This is a genomic window from Desnuesiella massiliensis (genome assembly GCF_001403615.1).
Classification (GTDB): domain Bacteria; phylum Bacillota; class Clostridia; order Clostridiales; family Clostridiaceae; genus Desnuesiella; species Desnuesiella massiliensis.
The window spans coordinates 1301189-1316762 of the sequence record NZ_LN879456.1 but is presented as its reverse complement, the minus strand read 5'-3'; the positions used below and the strand labels follow the sequence as shown (position 1 = coordinate 1316762).

12 protein-coding genes, 1 pseudogene and 1 riboswitch are annotated in these 15574 nt (G+C 31.3%); of the genes and pseudogenes, 9 read left to right on the top strand and 4 right to left on the bottom strand.

Going from position 1 to position 15574, the window contains the following annotated elements:
• Nucleotides 1–47 precede the first annotated feature (47 nt).
• On the bottom strand, nucleotides 48–263 hold the full coding sequence (locus BN2665_RS17160) for a helix-turn-helix transcriptional regulator (RefSeq protein WP_055668295.1): 216 nt from the start codon (nucleotides 261–263) through the stop codon (nucleotides 48–50).
• Nucleotides 264–444: 181 nt separating this feature from the next.
• Between BN2665_RS17160 and BN2665_RS17155 the strand changes: the two genes are divergently transcribed.
• From BN2665_RS17155 to BN2665_RS17120, 8 genes are all read left to right on the top strand, one after another.
• Nucleotides 445–1230, top strand: a complete 786-nt coding sequence (locus tag BN2665_RS17155) for a ParA family protein (protein ID WP_055668294.1) — start codon at nucleotides 445–447, stop codon at nucleotides 1228–1230.
• Nucleotides 1227–2216 carry a ParB N-terminal domain-containing protein gene (locus BN2665_RS17150; RefSeq protein WP_055668293.1) on the top strand — a complete coding sequence of 330 codons (990 nt, stop codon included), beginning with the start codon at nucleotides 1227–1229 and terminating at the stop codon, nucleotides 2214–2216. Before BN2665_RS17155 ends, BN2665_RS17150 begins: the two co-directional genes overlap by 4 nt.
• Nucleotides 2209–8751, top strand: coding sequence for a helicase-related protein (locus BN2665_RS17145; protein WP_055668292.1), 6543 nt, complete (start codon nucleotides 2209–2211; stop codon nucleotides 8749–8751). Before BN2665_RS17150 ends, BN2665_RS17145 begins: the two co-directional genes overlap by 8 nt.
• A gap of 31 nt (nucleotides 8752–8782) precedes the next feature.
• Nucleotides 8783–9013 carry a hypothetical protein gene (locus tag BN2665_RS17140; protein WP_055668291.1) on the top strand — a complete coding sequence of 77 codons (231 nt, stop codon included), beginning with the start codon at nucleotides 8783–8785 and terminating at the stop codon, nucleotides 9011–9013.
• On the top strand, nucleotides 9014–9730 hold the full coding sequence (locus tag BN2665_RS17135; RefSeq protein WP_053241524.1) for a JAB domain-containing protein: 717 nt from the start codon (nucleotides 9014–9016) through the stop codon (nucleotides 9728–9730). It abuts the gene before it with no gap.
• Nucleotides 9731–9755: 25 nt separating this feature from the next.
• Nucleotides 9756–10745 (top strand): DUF3991 and toprim domain-containing protein, encoded by a 990-nt coding sequence (locus tag BN2665_RS17130; RefSeq protein ID WP_055668290.1) that lies wholly within the window; start codon nucleotides 9756–9758, stop codon nucleotides 10743–10745.
• 21 nt (nucleotides 10746–10766) lie between these two features.
• Nucleotides 10767–11183, top strand: coding sequence for a DUF6075 family protein (locus BN2665_RS17125; protein WP_055668289.1), 417 nt, complete (start codon nucleotides 10767–10769; stop codon nucleotides 11181–11183).
• Between the two features lie 150 nt (nucleotides 11184–11333).
• Nucleotides 11334–11636 (top strand): MobC family plasmid mobilization relaxosome protein, encoded by a 303-nt coding sequence (locus BN2665_RS17120; RefSeq protein ID WP_055668288.1) that lies wholly within the window; start codon nucleotides 11334–11336, stop codon nucleotides 11634–11636.
• Between the two features lie 114 nt (nucleotides 11637–11750).
• Here BN2665_RS17120 and BN2665_RS17115 read toward each other — a convergent pair whose 3' ends face one another.
• Nucleotides 11751–12629: an IS3 family transposase gene (locus BN2665_RS17115; RefSeq protein WP_242865980.1), complete on the bottom strand. Its 879-nt coding sequence runs from the start codon at nucleotides 12627–12629 to the stop codon at nucleotides 11751–11753.
• A 47-nt stretch (nucleotides 12630–12676) separates the two neighbouring features.
• Nucleotides 12677–13006 carry a transposase gene (locus tag BN2665_RS17110; protein ID WP_055668276.1) on the bottom strand — a complete coding sequence of 110 codons (330 nt, stop codon included), beginning with the start codon at nucleotides 13004–13006 and terminating at the stop codon, nucleotides 12677–12679.
• Nucleotides 13007–13139: 133 nt separating this feature from the next.
• Here BN2665_RS17110 and BN2665_RS17105 point away from each other — a divergent pair, with 133 nt between their 5' ends.
• Nucleotides 13140–13745: a Crp/Fnr family transcriptional regulator gene (locus BN2665_RS17105; protein WP_082435938.1), complete on the top strand. Its 606-nt coding sequence runs from the start codon at nucleotides 13140–13142 to the stop codon at nucleotides 13743–13745.
• Nucleotides 13746–14274: 529 nt separating this feature from the next.
• On the opposite strand, the pseudogene BN2665_RS27615 reads toward BN2665_RS17105, so the two are convergent.
• Nucleotides 14275–15048 (bottom strand): annotated as a pseudogene (locus BN2665_RS27615) (Nramp family divalent metal transporter); the annotation flags it as partial.
• Between the two features lie 313 nt (nucleotides 15049–15361).
• Nucleotides 15362–15467, top strand: a riboswitch (NiCo riboswitch).
• Nucleotides 15468–15574: the final 107 nt, after the last annotated feature.

The window sequence follows — 15574 nt, the reverse complement described above, 5'->3', positions numbered from 1 at the left end:
CACTGGTGAAAAGTCAAATTTAAGTATTCACTAGCGTTGTTTAATTTTTATATTTTATTCCCATCTTCAAAAACAAAAAATCCTTCAAATTTACACCCAAGAGCTTCAGCGATTTGCTGGAGCTCTTTTTCTGAGAAATTATCACGTGAGAGTTTATTGGATAAATTTTGGTTAGTTGTTCCAATTAATTTTGCAAGCTCCGATATAGTAATATTTTTTCTTTTTATTAAAATACGAATTTTTTCACCCATAGTTAATTGCATGTGATTCACCATCCTTAAATTTAAATATACACTTTTTAATGTGAATTTTCAATAATAATAAAAATAATTGATAAAAACAAAAGATTCTTCTTGAATAATTACATTTATAAGTGTAATATTAAATTAAATAGTGTGAATAAGAAAAGCAGGAAAAATGAATTTATAAAGGTGGAGGGTAAAAATGTGTAAAAGTAAAGTGATTTCAATTGTGAATCAAAAAGGGGGCGTTGCTAAAACCGTAACAACTTTAAACTTAGGATATGCATTAGCAGAAATGGGAAAGAAGGTATTGCTTATAGACTTCGACCCGCAGAGCAGTTTAACAGTATGCTTTGGATATGACAATACAGACAGTATAAAAACAACAATATATAATTTGATGTCGCAGGCTATTGAGGAAAAAAGCTTACCTAAGAAGGAAGAGTATATTATTACATCAGGAAATATTGATATTATTCCATGCAACTTAGAGCTATCAGCAATTGAAATAGCACTTGTTAATGTTATGAGCAGAGAACTTGTTTTAAAATCTATTGTTGATGAAATAAAAGATGATTATGACTATGTAATTATTGATTGTTCTCCATCACTAGGGATGCTTACTATAAATGCACTTGCGGCTTGTGATAGTGTGATTATCCCTGTTACTCCTCAATATCTTTCAGCTAAAGGCTTGGAGTTACTTCTTAGAAATATTATAAGAGTTAAAAAGAGAATAAATCCTAAGATTGAGGTTGATGGAATACTTTTAACAATGTATTCAGAAAGAATGAAGCTTTCAAAAGAAGTGTTATCAATAATTCAAGATGCTTATGGAAGTAGAATAAATATTTTTGAGAATAAGATACCAACTTCAGTTAAAGTTGGCGAGGCTAATATGAAAAGTAAGAGTACCATAGAATATGATTCTAAAAATAAAGTATCCATCGCATATAGAGAATTTGCTAAGGAGGTGGCGGCAATATGAGTGAGAAAAAATTAATGAGTTTAGATGATATGTTTGGAGATATCTCATCTGAAAAAGAAACTAATTCAGGAATAGCAGAGATTGAAATAGAAAAACTTGTGCCTTTTTGTAATCACCCTTTTAAGCTTTATGAAGGTGAAAGATTAAATGATATGGTAGAAAGTATTAAGGAGTTTGGAGTTATAGTACCTATAGTTATAAGACCTATAGGTACAAGCTATCAGATCCTATCTGGTCACAATAGAGTAAATGCTGCAAAACTTGCAGGAATACTTAAAGTACCAGCAGTTATTAAGGAAGGACTTACTGAAGATGAAGCTACTTTAATTGTTACTGAAACAAATACAATGCAAAGATCATTTTCAGATTTACTTCATTCAGAAAGAGCTGCTGTCATTTTTACAAGGCACAAAGCTATGGCTAATCAAGGAATTAGAAATGACTTATTAAATGAGATAGAAAGACTTTCTAAATCCAATGAAATCAAGGAAGATGCAACCTTTTCCCCATTGGGGAAAAAGTTAAGAACCCACGAAGAAATAGGTGAAACTTATAAACTTTCTAAAAATTCTATAGCAAGATATTTAAGAATCTTCAAGTTAATAGATGAAATAAAAGAATTTATAGATAAAGAGGAAATATCTATAAGAGCAGGTGTAGATTTATCATATTTATCAGAAGAACATCAAAATATGATTGTAGAAATTACAACAGAAAATAATTATAAAATAGACATGAAAAAAGCCGAAGTACTTAGGGATTACTCAGAGAAAGGTAAATTAAATGAAGAAACAGCTTATTCAATTCTTTCAGGAGAACTAAATAAAAAAACAAAATCAAATAAACCTGCATCTATAAAATTGAAGCCAAAACTAATAAGTAAATATTTTGCACCAGAAGTTAAACAGCCAGAGATTGAAGATATTATTGATAAGGCTTTAAAACTATATTTTGAAACACAGGGGAAGGAGGTACTTGATGAGTAGATTAACAGAGGTAAGAGAAATCTACGAAAAAGTAACAGGAATAGTTACAAGCAATAAAAAGGAATGGAAAGAGTTCTTAGATTTTGCAGCAAGAATTTATAAGTATAACTTTGATAATGCAGTTTTAATTTATGCTCAAAGACCTGATGCTACCATGGTTGCTACCATGGAAATTTGGAATAAAAAAATAGGAAGATATGTAAACAGAGGAACAAGAAGCATAGCAGTTTTTGATACTTCAATGCCAACTCTTAGATTAACATATTTATTTGATATTAAAGACACTAATGGAGAACCTCATACCATTCCTAAGTTATGGAAGTTAAGTGATGCTATTAGTGAAAAACTTTTAGAAAATATAAATGAAAAATATGAGTTAAATTGTAGTTCTATTGAAGAATTGATATTACAGCTTACAGATATCAAGGTTAATGAAAGCTTTGATAATATTTTAGAAGGCTATGAACAGGATATTAAAGAAACGTGGCTTGAAGGTTTACCAGAAGAAGGTTTTATAAGTTGTTTTACTCAAACTGTTCTTGAAAGTATAAATTATATGGTGGCAAAAAGATGTGGAATAGAAGCTTCAAACTTTGACAGCGAAAATAGCTTTAGAGTAATAAATCATTTTAATACGCTGCCATTAACTTTTAGACTTGGAAATTCTGTGTGTAATATATCACAGCAAATTCTTAGAGAATTTGAAAGTGAAATAGTAAAAATAATAAAAAAGCAAAGGAGCGAAAAAAATTATGAAAGAGAACTTAAATTTAAGTTACAAGGATATAGACGGAATATTTTATCCAGAGATACAAATATCCAGGAACAAGGAAGTAGATCAGAAGCCTTTAGGGAAGTACGGGAAGATGGCATTAAATTATCTAAAGAACAATCATCAGAGCAGATACAGCTTACTTTTAGCACAAGGGGAGCTGATGGAGAAAATGCATCAGGTGAACGAGGAAGCATATCAGAGGTTGGAAGTATTAATGGAGCAAATGCTGAAAACAGATCCAATAATGAATCCAGAGAATACAATAGAGAGCTTCAAGCACAGGAAGAGAATAAAGGAAACAGCAGAGGAGATAGTTCTTCACGAAATAGTATACAAAATGAGATAAAGCAAATAGATATTTTTGAGTCACAACAAAGTGGCTCTTTTTTTATTCCTGAAAATAAGCATAAGGAAGCTAAAAATATAGAAGATACTAAAAATGAAGATATTAGTAATAAAGGCGATATTCAAGATAAAATCTATGAGCAGGTTATTTATAAGCTAAAAGCACTAAATGCTGATTATTATAAAAGTGTAGAGTTTGAAGAACCATTAGAAAAGAACCTTTACTCAAAGACTTTACAAAATATATCAAACTTAATTACAAGTAAATTAGCATTAGAAGAAGCAAATATAGAAAGCAAGTTAGAAAAAATTCAAAATGTAATTGATAAAATAGTAAAAGAAATTACTTTTAATGATTTGGAGATAAATGTTGCTGTAAATAAAATAAACTCTTTAATTAATACAGAAGCATCAACTGTAGTAAATACAGAATATATAACTACAGGTAAAAATTCAACTTGGGAAGATTATAAAAATAAAGCCATAGAAAATTATGAAACTAATATTTTAGGGTGGCTAAATAACAATGGAGTTAATAGAAAACCTGAAACTAAAGGAAAAACAAATGCAAAAGAAAAAGATGAGAAAATAAACTACAACTATAGTCCAGATGATGAAATTGGAGTTGGAGGACTTAAAACTAAATTTAGAAACAATATAGAAGCTATTAAAACTTTAAAGGCTATTGAAGAAGAAAATAGATTAGCAACACCAGAGGAACAGAAAATACTTGCTAAATATGTAGGCTGGGGAGGGATGGCTCAAGCCTTTGATATTAATAGCACAGGATGGAATAGCGAATATACAGAGCTAAAAGCACTACTTACTCCTGAAGAATATGTATCTGCAAGAGCATCTACACCTAATGCTCATTATACTTCATCTACAGTAATAGAAGGAATATATAAAGCACTTGAAAGCTTTGGATTTAAAACAGGTAATATATTAGAACCTTCCATGGGAATTGGAAATTTCTTTTCTATGCTTCCAGACAGCATGAAAGATTCTAAGTTATATGGAGTAGAACTTGATGATATTTCAGGAAGAATAGCAAAGCAGCTTTATCAAAAGGCGGATATTAAAATACAAGGCTTTGAAGAAAATAACTATCCAGATAATTTCTTTGATGTTGCTATAGGCAATGTTCCCTTTGGAGATTATAAGCTTCATGATCCTAAATATGATAAATATAATTTTTTAATACACGATTACTTTTTTGCTAAGGCTTTAGATAAAGTAAGACCAGGTGGAATTATAGCTTTTATAACTTCTAAAGGTACTATGGATAAAGAAAACAATAGTGTAAGAAAGTATATTGCAGAAAGAGCAGAACTAATTGGAGCTATAAGACTTCCTAATACTGCCTTTAAATCAAATGCCAATACAGATGTTACAGCGGATATTATATTTCTTCAAAAGAGAGAAAGGCTACAGGTTGTAGAAGAAAATTGGCTTCATGTTGCAAAAACAGAAGATGGAGTGCCTATAAATGAATATTTTCTTGATAATCCAGAAATGCTTCTTGGAAAGATGGTTTTTGACCAGAGAATGTTTGGTGAAGGCAGTAAATACACAGCATTAGTTAATGATGATGAAAATTTTGATTTAAGTGAAGCTTTAGCTAAAGCAGTTCAAAATCTAAATGCTAATATAGTAAGTTTTGAAAGAGAAGAAGATACTGCGAAAGATTTTATTCCTGCTGATCCTAATGTTAGAAATTATACCTATACCTTTATAGATAACCAGCTTTATTATAGAGAAAATGCTGTAATGAGAAAGATTGAAGCTTCAGGAAAGATTTTAGAGAGAATAAAGGGACTTCATGCTATAAGGGAAATCACTAGAGAAATAATAGATATTCAAACTAATGGTTGTACCCATGAAGAGTTAAAAGAAAAGCAGGAAATTTTAAATAAAAGATATGATGCTTTTGTTAAAAGTTATGGATATATAACAGCAAGAACTAATAATACAGCTTTTAGAGATGACAATGATTATCCTCTCTTATGTTCTCTTGAAGTAGTACATGAAAACAAAAATGTTACTAAAGCTGATATGTTCACTAAACAAACTATAAGGCCTCAGATAAAGATAACAGAAGTTGATACAGCCATTGAAGCTCTTACTGTAAGTCTAAATGAAAAAGGAACAGTAGATTTATCTCTAATGTTAGAAATTTATGATAGCACAAGAGAGAACATTATAAATGAACTTAAGGGTTTAATATTCTTAAATCCTGAAAAATATAACAAAGATGATTTACTTCAAGGATGGGAAACTCAAGATGAATATTTAAGTGGAAATGTAAGGCAGAAATTAAAATTAGCAAAGCTTTATGCTGAAACTAATCCAGAGCTTTTTACACAAAATGTAGAAGCTTTAGAAAAAGTGCAGCCAGTAAATTTAGAGGCTAGTGAAATTGATATAAGGCTTGGAACAACATGGATTGAAGAAGGAGATATAGAAAAATTTATTTATGAAACCTTAGGAACTCCAAAGTATGCTCAAAACTCAGGTTCTCGTTATAGCAGCAATGAAATAAAGGTTCATTATAATAATTTCAATTCATCTTGGGTTATAGAAAACAAAGGTATAGATGGTTATTCCGTTGCAGCAACAGAAACCTTTGGAACTAAAAGGCTTAATGCTTACTACATTATTGAAGAAGCCTTAAACCTTAGAACTGTTACTGTAAAAGACAGAATAGAAGATGGAGATACTGTAAGATATGTACTTAATCAAAAGGAAACCATGCTGGCAAGAGAAAAGCAGAATCAGATTAAGGAAGAATTTAAGAACTGGATATTTAGAGATCCTGACAGAAGAAAGAAGTATGTTGAATTCTATAATGAAAACTTTAATAACATAAGGCTTAGAGAATATGATGGGAGCCATTTAACCTTCCCTGGAATGAATCCAGATATTAAGCTTAGACAGCATCAAGTAAATGCTATAGCTAGAATTTTATATGGTGGTAGTACACTTCTTGCTCATTGTGTTGGTGCAGGAAAGAGCTTTGAAATGATAGCAAGTGCTATGGAACTTAAAAGATTAGGTCTTTCAAAGAAAAGCATATTTGTAGTGCCTAATCATTTAACAGAGCAGATGGGAGCAGAGTTTTTAAGATTATATCCTTCAGCGAATATTTTAGTTACAACTAAAAAAGACTTTGAAAAGCAAAACAGAAGAAGATTTGTAAGCAGAATTGCTACAGGAGTTTATGATGCAATAATTATAGGTCATACGCAATTTGAGAAAATACCAATTTCAAAGGAAAGACAAGAAAGAATGTTAAATTACCAGATAGATCAAATGACATATGCCATAGAAGCTACTAAAAGAGAGCGAGGAGAAAACTGGTCTATAAAGCAGATGGAGAAATTTAAAAAGAGTTTAGAGAGTGAACTTAAAAGACTTCTTGATGAATCAAGAAAGGATGATATTATAAACTTTGAAGAGCTTGGTATTGACACTATGTTTGTAGATGAAGCACATTATTATAAAAATTGTGCAGTATTTTCTAAAATGAGAAATGTGGCTGGAATATCCAATACCAGAGCTAAAAAAGCCAGTGACATGCTTATGAAATGCCAATATATCCATGAAATAAATGAAGGCAGGGGAGTAATATTTGCTACAGGAACTCCTATTTCAAATTCTATGACAGAAATGTATGTAATGCAAAGGTATCTTCAAAACCATGAACTTGAAAGGAGAGGTATTCAGCATTTTGATGCTTGGGCAGCTAGCTTTGGTGAAGTGGTTTCTTCATTAGAACTTGCTCCAGAAGGTACAGGCTATAGGTTTAGAAGCAGGTTTTCAAAGTTTAAAAACCTTCCAGAACTAATGACCTTATTTAAAAATATAGCAGATGTTCAAACTTCAGATATGTTAAAGCTTCCAGTGCCAAAACTTAAAGATGATAAATATATTTTAGTATCTTCTGAGCCAAGTGAGTTTATAAAACATGAAATGGAAAACTATGTTGAAAGAGCAGAAAGAATTAGAAATGGCATGGTTGATCCTTCTGTAGATAATATGCTTAAGATAACCAATGAAGCAAGGCTTTTAGGAACTGATCCACGGCTTATAAATAAGGAAGCAATAAATGAGCCCGATTCAAAGGTTAATAAGTGTATTGAAAATATTTATGAAGAATATAAAAAATCAGAAAGTATAAAAGGAACTCAAATAGTATTTTGTGATGTGGGAACCCCTAACTCAGATGGGCGTTTTTCTGTTTATGATTCAATTAAAGCAGAACTAATAAATAAAGGAATTCCTGAAAATGAAATATGCTTTATTCACGATGCTAAAAATGAAATACAACGTGAAGAAATATTTTCTGATATGAGGTCCGGAAATAAAAGAATAATTATAGGAAGTACTCCTAAGATAGGAACAGGAACTAATATTCAAGACAGACTAACTGCACTTCATCATTTAGATTGCCCTTATAGACCAAGTGATATAGAGCAGCGTGAAGGAAGAATTTTAAGGCAAGGGAATATGAACCCAGAGGTAAATATTTATAGATATGTTACCAAAGATACTTTTGATTCATACCTTTGGCAGATTGTAGAGCAAAAACAAAAGTTCATATCGCAGATAATGACTTCCAAATCTGTTGCAAGAAACTGTGAAGATGTAGATGAAACAGTACTGTCCTATGCAGAAGTTAAAGCTTTAGCTACAGGAAATCCATTAATAAAAGAAAAGATGGATGTTGATAATGAAGTAGCAAGACTAAGAGTTTTAAAAGCTGCTTATGATAGTCAAAAATATACCCTTCAAGATAATTTCACTTTCAAATATCCAAAACTCATTAGTGAAGCTAACAGCCAACTTGAATGTGTTATTAAGGATATTGATAAAAGAAATATGGAGGATGGTACGGAGTTTTCAATAATTATAAATGGTAAATTATTTGATGAAAGAGAAAAAGCAGGAACAATGCTTCAGAGTCTTTATGAGAAGATACCTAAAGGTGAGGAACTTCATGTAGGAAGTTATAAAGGTTTTGAGTTAAAACTTAGAAAAAATCTCTTCTATGAAAAGCATGAACTCTTAATTCATGGTAATTTAAAATACACCGTAGACCTTGGAGATAGTGCTCATGGAAATATGCTTAGAATTGAAAATGTACTAAATAATCTTGAAAGCAAAATGGAGAATATAGAAACAAAGATTGAGGAATATAAAAGAAACTTAGAACAGTCAAAGATAGAATATGAAAAACCATTTCCTTATGAAGAAGCATTAAAAGAAAAGCTATCAAGACAATTTGAGCTAAACTCATTACTGGATCTTAATAAAAAAGACAATGAAGTTATAGTAGATGAAGATGCATTAAGTAAGGAATGTGAGGAAAATGAAGGGTTAAAAGAACAGGAATATGATGAAATGGCAATGTAAAAAAGATTTTGAAAAAGATGGGGTGAGGTAAGTGAATAAAAATAAAGGAATAAATAGAGATAACTATAAATATATAAGTTCTTTAATAGCACAGCTTTTAGAACTTGATATAGACACCGAAGAAAAAATAACAGGTTATATTGAAAACTATGGAGTAGATAATTTTATAAAAGACTATGACAAAATGGAACTTCCCTATGATACTTATGAAAAATTAGAAAGCTTAGGGATGATTATAGAAAATATGGGAGGTGCGGTGTAAATGGATAAGAACATGCCCTATACTAATAACTTTTTAAAAGGCTTAACCAGTTTGACAGGTATTCCTATAAAGAAAATTCAAGAATATGCAAAAGAAAATAATCCTTTTAATATATTAGAGCATCCAAAAGTTATAGAACCAAATGAAAAGCAACTTCAAAAAATAGGACTGCTTAATGAATTTATAGCTTCTTACAACCTACTTAAAGTACATGAAAGTGAAAATAAAATTAAGTTTTCATCTCCCAAAGAAGCAGCTGATTACTTTATTCCATTATTAAGTGGTATAAAGGATAAAGAAAAATTTATGGTGGCATTTTTAGATAATGGAAACAACATAATTCAGACAAAAATAATGTCAGAAGGTAATATAGCTCAAGCAGTAATTTATCCAAGAGACATTTTAAAAGAAGCTCTAGCTTGTGACTGCAAAGCAATGATATTAGCACATAATCATCCAGGAGGTTCTAATTCCCCATCCAATGAGGATAAAGCATTAACACAAAAGCTTGTAAATATATTTCATCCATTAGATATAAAAATACATGATCATATAATAGTTGCAGGAGTGAATTTTTGTTCTATGGCTGAAAAAGGTTATATGCCACAAGCTATAAATGAACTAGCTAGCTATGAACCAATAAAAATAGAAAATAAAAATATATTAGAAGAAAATCAAAGCTTCAATTCTCAGTTAGACGAGGAATTGGAGCTTTAACTTTATTTATAGGAGGGAATAGTCCATGGCAATGGAAAAACTAAGATTTACTGATGAAGAAATATCTAAAGCTGATAGTGTAAATATAATAAGCTATGCCTTAAGTGCAGGATATCCAGTAAAGCAAGTTACTTCTCGTTCCTTTAAAATAGATGGCTATGGAGGTTTATATATTCATAGTGATGGCCATAAATGGAATTGGTTTTCTCAGAATAAAGGTGGTGGAGCTATTCAGTTTGTAATGGAAATGGAGAATAAGTCCTGGGTAGATGCAGTAAAAACTCTAATAGGAAAAACAGATGAAATTGTACGATATAAACCTCCAGAAGTTATTGAAGAAGAAACAAAAGGAGAATTTATTCTTCCAGAAAAAAATACTACCTTTAAACATATCTTTGCCTATCTTATTAATTCAAGGGGCATTGATAGTGAAATTGTAAGAGATTTTGTTAAAGAACATAAGCTATATGAAAATACACATGGTAGCTGCGTATTTGTAGGCTTTGATAAGGAAAATAATCCCAAATATGCAAGTATAAGAAGTACTAATACTACAGGGAATTCTTTTAGATGTGATGTAAAAAACTCAGATAAAACCTATCCATTTTGTAAGGAAGGAAAGAATAATACAGTATGTATATTTGAAGCCCCTATAGATTTAATGAGCTATCTTACATTGATAAAAAAACACAATATACGAGGCTTTGATAATCACTGTATTTCTCTTGGAGGAGTTGCGGATAAAGCTCTTGAATACTACTTAAAAGAAAATCCTAATATAAATAAAATAATGCTCTGTCTTGATAATGATGAGGCAGGGCATTTTGCATGTAATCAAATTTTTAATAAATATAAAGATAGATATGAAATTGTAAGGCATAAACCTAAAGGAAAAGATTTTAATGAAGATTTAATAGCTTTAGATGAGGAGTCAAAAGTAACAAAAATAAGTGAAAATGAATCTATGTATGGAAGTAATAATTACTTAAATGAGTTTGATGATATGAGTATTTAGAAAGGCAAAGGATGATTTGAAATGCAATTTTTAAATAAGGAACATGCAGTCAATTTTAATGAACTAATACAGAAGGACAATACACATCCTAGAGATACTGAAAGGTACTCTTTATTTTATATTATTGCAGGTAATGAGGATTTATATAGAAAGAGAAGCTTTCTATATGACTTTGAAAGTAATGGTATTAAAGCTAACTGTCTTGATGATGGTACTGTTGATCTTTCTAGCAGTGCAAAAGCTCTTGTAAGATTAGCTTTTAATTTGTTCAACAACTATGAAGATAAATATACGACACCTATTGATATTTTTTATAGTTTAGATGATAAAAATTATAATCTGGCAATGAATTCAATAGATATAAGGTTTGGAAGGGAGGTTGAAAGTGAAAGAATTTGTGAAATGGAACAGGAAAATGATGAGGAATTCGAAGTTTAGTTCTTTTTTCAATATCCAAGAGGACTGAGCGAAAGCCATGGGCTTGAGGTGAAGGCAAGCTTCCTATTGGTATAGCCAATAGCTTGTATAAAGTTGGGAAATCCCCAAAACCCTTTTTAAAAATGATTCTTTCAAGAAAGAAGTGAAGGAATGAGAAAAAGAAATGTTCAAACTAATATAAGAATGACAGAAGAAGAAGTAGAGCAAATAAAAAAGAGAGCAAAGAAAGCTAATATGACCTTTAGCAATTATGTTATATCTTCTGCACTTAATAAAGAAATTGTGGTTATTGATGGAATAAAAGACTTTACTCATCAGCTTTCTAAAGTAGGTACAAACCTTAATCAGTTAACTATGCTTTGCCACCAAGGAAAGATAAGCTGTCCTGATATAAATTCTGTAAATAAGATGTTGAAAGAGATATGGGAGAAACTTATGCGTATTAGGAAATAGGATAAAAATTTTGGAATTGTTGAGAATTAAACGGGAAAGGAATATAATTTTATATAATCGGATTAACCCCTTTGTTTTGGACAAGGACTAATAAATTCTCTACTTTTCTTAGATTTACGCCCTTATCTCAATATTGGTTAGGCTTTCTCCAAAATAAAGGTTGTAAAACTCATTTGGTGACATAAACTTTAAGCTTGAATGCATTCGCCTATCGTTATAAAAGTCCATGAATTCGTTTACTATCTCATATGCTTCCGCATAATTTTGAAACTCATTGATTTTTAAACATTCATCCTCAAGTATTCTATGAAATGATTCTACATGAGCGTTTTTATTTGGTGTCTTTACTGGTATTCTTTCATGTTCTATTTTAATTTCTGTGCAGCATTTGCTGAATTTATGGCTTACAAACTGTGGACCATTATCTGTTCTTATTACGGGCTTTTTAGCTCCTTCCTCAAATAGATTTCTTCTTATTAGGCACTTTCTAAGTAATGCGGTAGCATCTTTAGCTTCACAGTGTAATCCCATATGGTAATCGATAATACTTCTATCAAAGACGTCAATCAAGTTTAACAGGTAAAAGAATTTATCCTCACCTTGGATGTAGCCATATTTTATATCCATTTCCCATAGTTGATTTGAGCCTGTTATAGTTCTGTTAGCTGCAATAATTCTCTTTATTTTAGGTTTAATAACTCTTTGATCTTTGAGCACACAGAGTTCTTTACATAGTCTATAAACCTTCTTATGATTAATCACAAGATTATAATACTTTCTTAAGTGGTGGGCTATTTTTCTATATCCATAGTTAATAGCATCACCATCGATTGACTCCATAATAAATTCTTTAATTTGCTCATCGCATATCTTTTTATTCTCTTTGTTTAAGCTATATCCTCTAGGCTTTCCGCCTTTAGGTTTTGCTTTTTCTTTGCCTTCCACATTTAAGTTATAGTAATATGTTGATCTCCCAAGCTTAACTACTTTCAGTACAAAAACTGCGTTATATCCTTGATCTATATACTTTTTAGCTATGTCTACTTTATCTTTAATTGAGGGTTTGCTTTTTTTATTAAGTCTTTAAGAATTGCTATTTCTAAGTCTTTTTCTCCTAATAACTTTTTTAACTGATCATTTTCTTTTGTTACTTCTGTAAGCTCGCTTTCAAGCTCCTTTTCTCCCCCAATTAAAGTCTTTCTTCCTGGCTTAACTTTAATTTCATCCTTAGCTTTTGAATTTTTTATCCAAGTAAATATGGTTGACTTTGACACTCCGTGTCTTCTTGCAACTAGTGAAACATTTCCTACTTCCTGTACTTCTCTTAATATTTCATCTTTTAGCTCTTTTGTATAACTTTTACCTTTCATAACTTACCTCCAATCACTTTCTACATTATAATAAATGTATAGGCAATTGTCCAAGTCAATCTAGGGGCTTAAGAGGCAACACAACGCGTGTATTTCTATAGTTCCAATATTTAACCATTTGGAAGATGAACAAATGGCTGAAATTATGGAAGTAACCAGAACTGTTTCATTTAAAAAGGGAGAGATAATTTATAAAGCAGGTGACTTTTCGGAATCACTATATATAGTAAGCGAAGGAAAAATTAAAATATACAGGTTATCTGAATCTGGAAAAGAACAGCTGGTACGTATTTTACGTATAGGAGACTTCACTGGAGAATTGGCGTTGTTTAACGAATCGATTCATGAATCATATGCAGAAGCAATGGAAGCAACCCAGGTTTGTACAATAAAACGTACTGATTTACAAGAATTTCTTATGAAATATCCCTCCATTTCGTTGAAAATATTAGCTGAATTTTCAAATAGATTAGAACATTCAGAAAAACAAACTTCTCGACTTGCTACTTTAAAAGTGGAAACCCGGATTGCGCTTTTCTTAGTTGAGTGCATGGGTGATGAGAAACAATCAGGGAAAATTGTATTACCAATGAGTAAAAAAGATTTAGCATCCTATTTAGGTACAACTCCGGAAACCATAAGTAGAAAGCTAAGTGAGCTTGAGGACGCAGGACTTATTAAACAGAAGATACACAAGAAAATTGAAATATTGGATTTGGATGGGCTTCTTCTTGTTTAACCTACTTCCAACTGGGACATTATGTTCTGGTATATCAAAAGGTTTAGAGCGTGTGTTAATGGGAATATATCGAGGGAAGTTTTTTTGAGTTGGGGGTGCCTTGACCGTTACTACTTTTCTTGATCCATAAGCTTTTGGTGCTCAATACGAAGTGAAATATAATCTACACTTCATAAAAATTCCATGGTGATATGTTCCCAAGAACGCAGACATCAATAATAAGCACTCGAGCCACGTTGAGACTAGAGAACTGCTTTTTGCCTTGCGAGTTAAGGCAAATACTGTATTGGCATGCGTAATCGAAGTATCTGAATCAGCAACTGATCTTATGCATAGATTGTTGTAGAGTCTTTAACATATTTTTTGTACTGTTTATAATTTAAATAAAGGCATTTCTTCCTACCTCAATACTGACAAAGAGCTTTTTATCCTTATCACCATTTTGAAGTACTATGGTGTCAGCAAAAACTGAGAATTGGTTCTAGTAGTATTAAAGTAAGCATGGGTAACAATTTAAATTTATGTTTTTTTATACATTTCCGGTAAATATCAAAAATAAAAGAACTGCGTTTGCAGCTATTATCCCACTTGATATAATCCATCCCATTATATTCGTAATAGGTTTATTTACTAAGGAACCCATTAAATCTTTCCTTTTTGTAATTAATAACATCGGAATGATAGCAACTGGAAGTATAAAACTTAATGTGACCTGACTAAAACAAGAGCATTCATCGGATTAAGGTCTAAAACTATTATGAGCATACTTGGAAACATTGTTACGAGCCTCGTTACATTATCATTGATATTAAGGACTATGAATCCCTGCATTATTGTCTGCCTTGCCATAGTACCAACGGTAGAAGAAAGAGCAGATGCTATAAGTGCCAAACCGAAAGAGCCACTTGATGCGGCACCCAGCAAGGGGGATAACGATTTATGTGTTTGTTCAATGGATTCAACAACCATACCATTTCTATAAAATACAGAAGCTGATACAATTACCATTGCTGCATTAACTATGAAGGCGATATTCATAGCGATGGTAATGTCCAATCTCTCCATTTTTAAATGTTTCTTTTTATCTTCTACTGATAAATCCTTATTTCTGCATCGTACAATTTTGACAATGAAGGTAAATTACATGCGGTGTTACTGTAGCACCTAACATTCCAACAGCAATAAGCACGGCTTCTCCATTTGGTAATGATGGTAAAAGTACATGTAAGCCTGCCAATCCCCAATCAGGCTTTGCTAGAAATAGTTCAATTGTATAAGATATGCAAATGACAGCAACTAAGATGTAGCAGGCACTGATGTGTATACAAAGATAACAGTGATTGTTTCAGGTGTAGTTTTTGTAGTTGTGGCGTATTTATTTATGAAAAAAGTTAAAGAATAAGCAGAACTAGGAGTAGTGGATATTAATAATTTGTAATAATTTATCATTATCGGAGAAATAATAAAATAATAGGAAGAACAGTTAATTGATGTATACACTAAAACAAAAAAACTTTAACAAATCCATCCAATTGTCTTGACAATTAAATAATATTTCGATATGATAATAATATCTCTTTGCGCTGCATTACATTTCTACTTGAAATGCGAGATCAACAGTACAAACTGAGCAGGCGATGAACCTTATTCATTAAGGTCGTGGGGCTGGGCCACCAAAGTGTGGCAGCAGATTGTGATATTATACACATCTGTGGGACAGTAGTATGTTCCATAGGTGTGTTTTTTTTATACCTAAAGGAACAAAGTGAACTTGAATGGAGTGCCATAGAGCTATCAATCGAATGCCAAATAGGCTAAACGGAGGTAAC

What these genes read in the sequence shown, in the direction of transcription:
- BN2665_RS17160 (WP_055668295.1), bottom strand. Translation starts at nt 263, where the DNA reads ATGCAATTAACTATGGGTGAAAAAATTCGTATTTTAATAAAAAGAAAA.
- BN2665_RS17155 (WP_055668294.1), top strand. Translation starts at nt 445, where the DNA reads ATGTGTAAAAGTAAAGTGATTTCAATTGTGAATCAAAAAGGGGGCGTT.
- BN2665_RS17150 (WP_055668293.1), top strand. Translation starts at nt 1,227, where the DNA reads ATGAGTGAGAAAAAATTAATGAGTTTAGATGATATGTTTGGAGATATC.
- BN2665_RS17145 (WP_055668292.1), top strand. Translation starts at nt 2,209, where the DNA reads ATGAGTAGATTAACAGAGGTAAGAGAAATCTACGAAAAAGTAACAGGA.
- BN2665_RS17135 (WP_053241524.1), top strand. Translation starts at nt 9,014, where the DNA reads ATGGATAAGAACATGCCCTATACTAATAACTTTTTAAAAGGCTTAACC.
- BN2665_RS17130 (WP_055668290.1), top strand. Translation starts at nt 9,756, where the DNA reads ATGGCAATGGAAAAACTAAGATTTACTGATGAAGAAATATCTAAAGCT.
- BN2665_RS17125 (WP_055668289.1), top strand. Translation starts at nt 10,767, where the DNA reads ATGCAATTTTTAAATAAGGAACATGCAGTCAATTTTAATGAACTAATA.
- BN2665_RS17120 (WP_055668288.1), top strand. Translation starts at nt 11,334, where the DNA reads ATGAGAAAAAGAAATGTTCAAACTAATATAAGAATGACAGAAGAAGAA.
- BN2665_RS17110 (WP_055668276.1), bottom strand. Translation starts at nt 13,006, where the DNA reads ATGAAAGGTAAAAGTTATACAAAAGAGCTAAAAGATGAAATATTAAGA.
- BN2665_RS17105 (WP_082435938.1), top strand. Translation starts at nt 13,140, where the DNA reads ATGGCTGAAATTATGGAAGTAACCAGAACTGTTTCATTTAAAAAGGGA.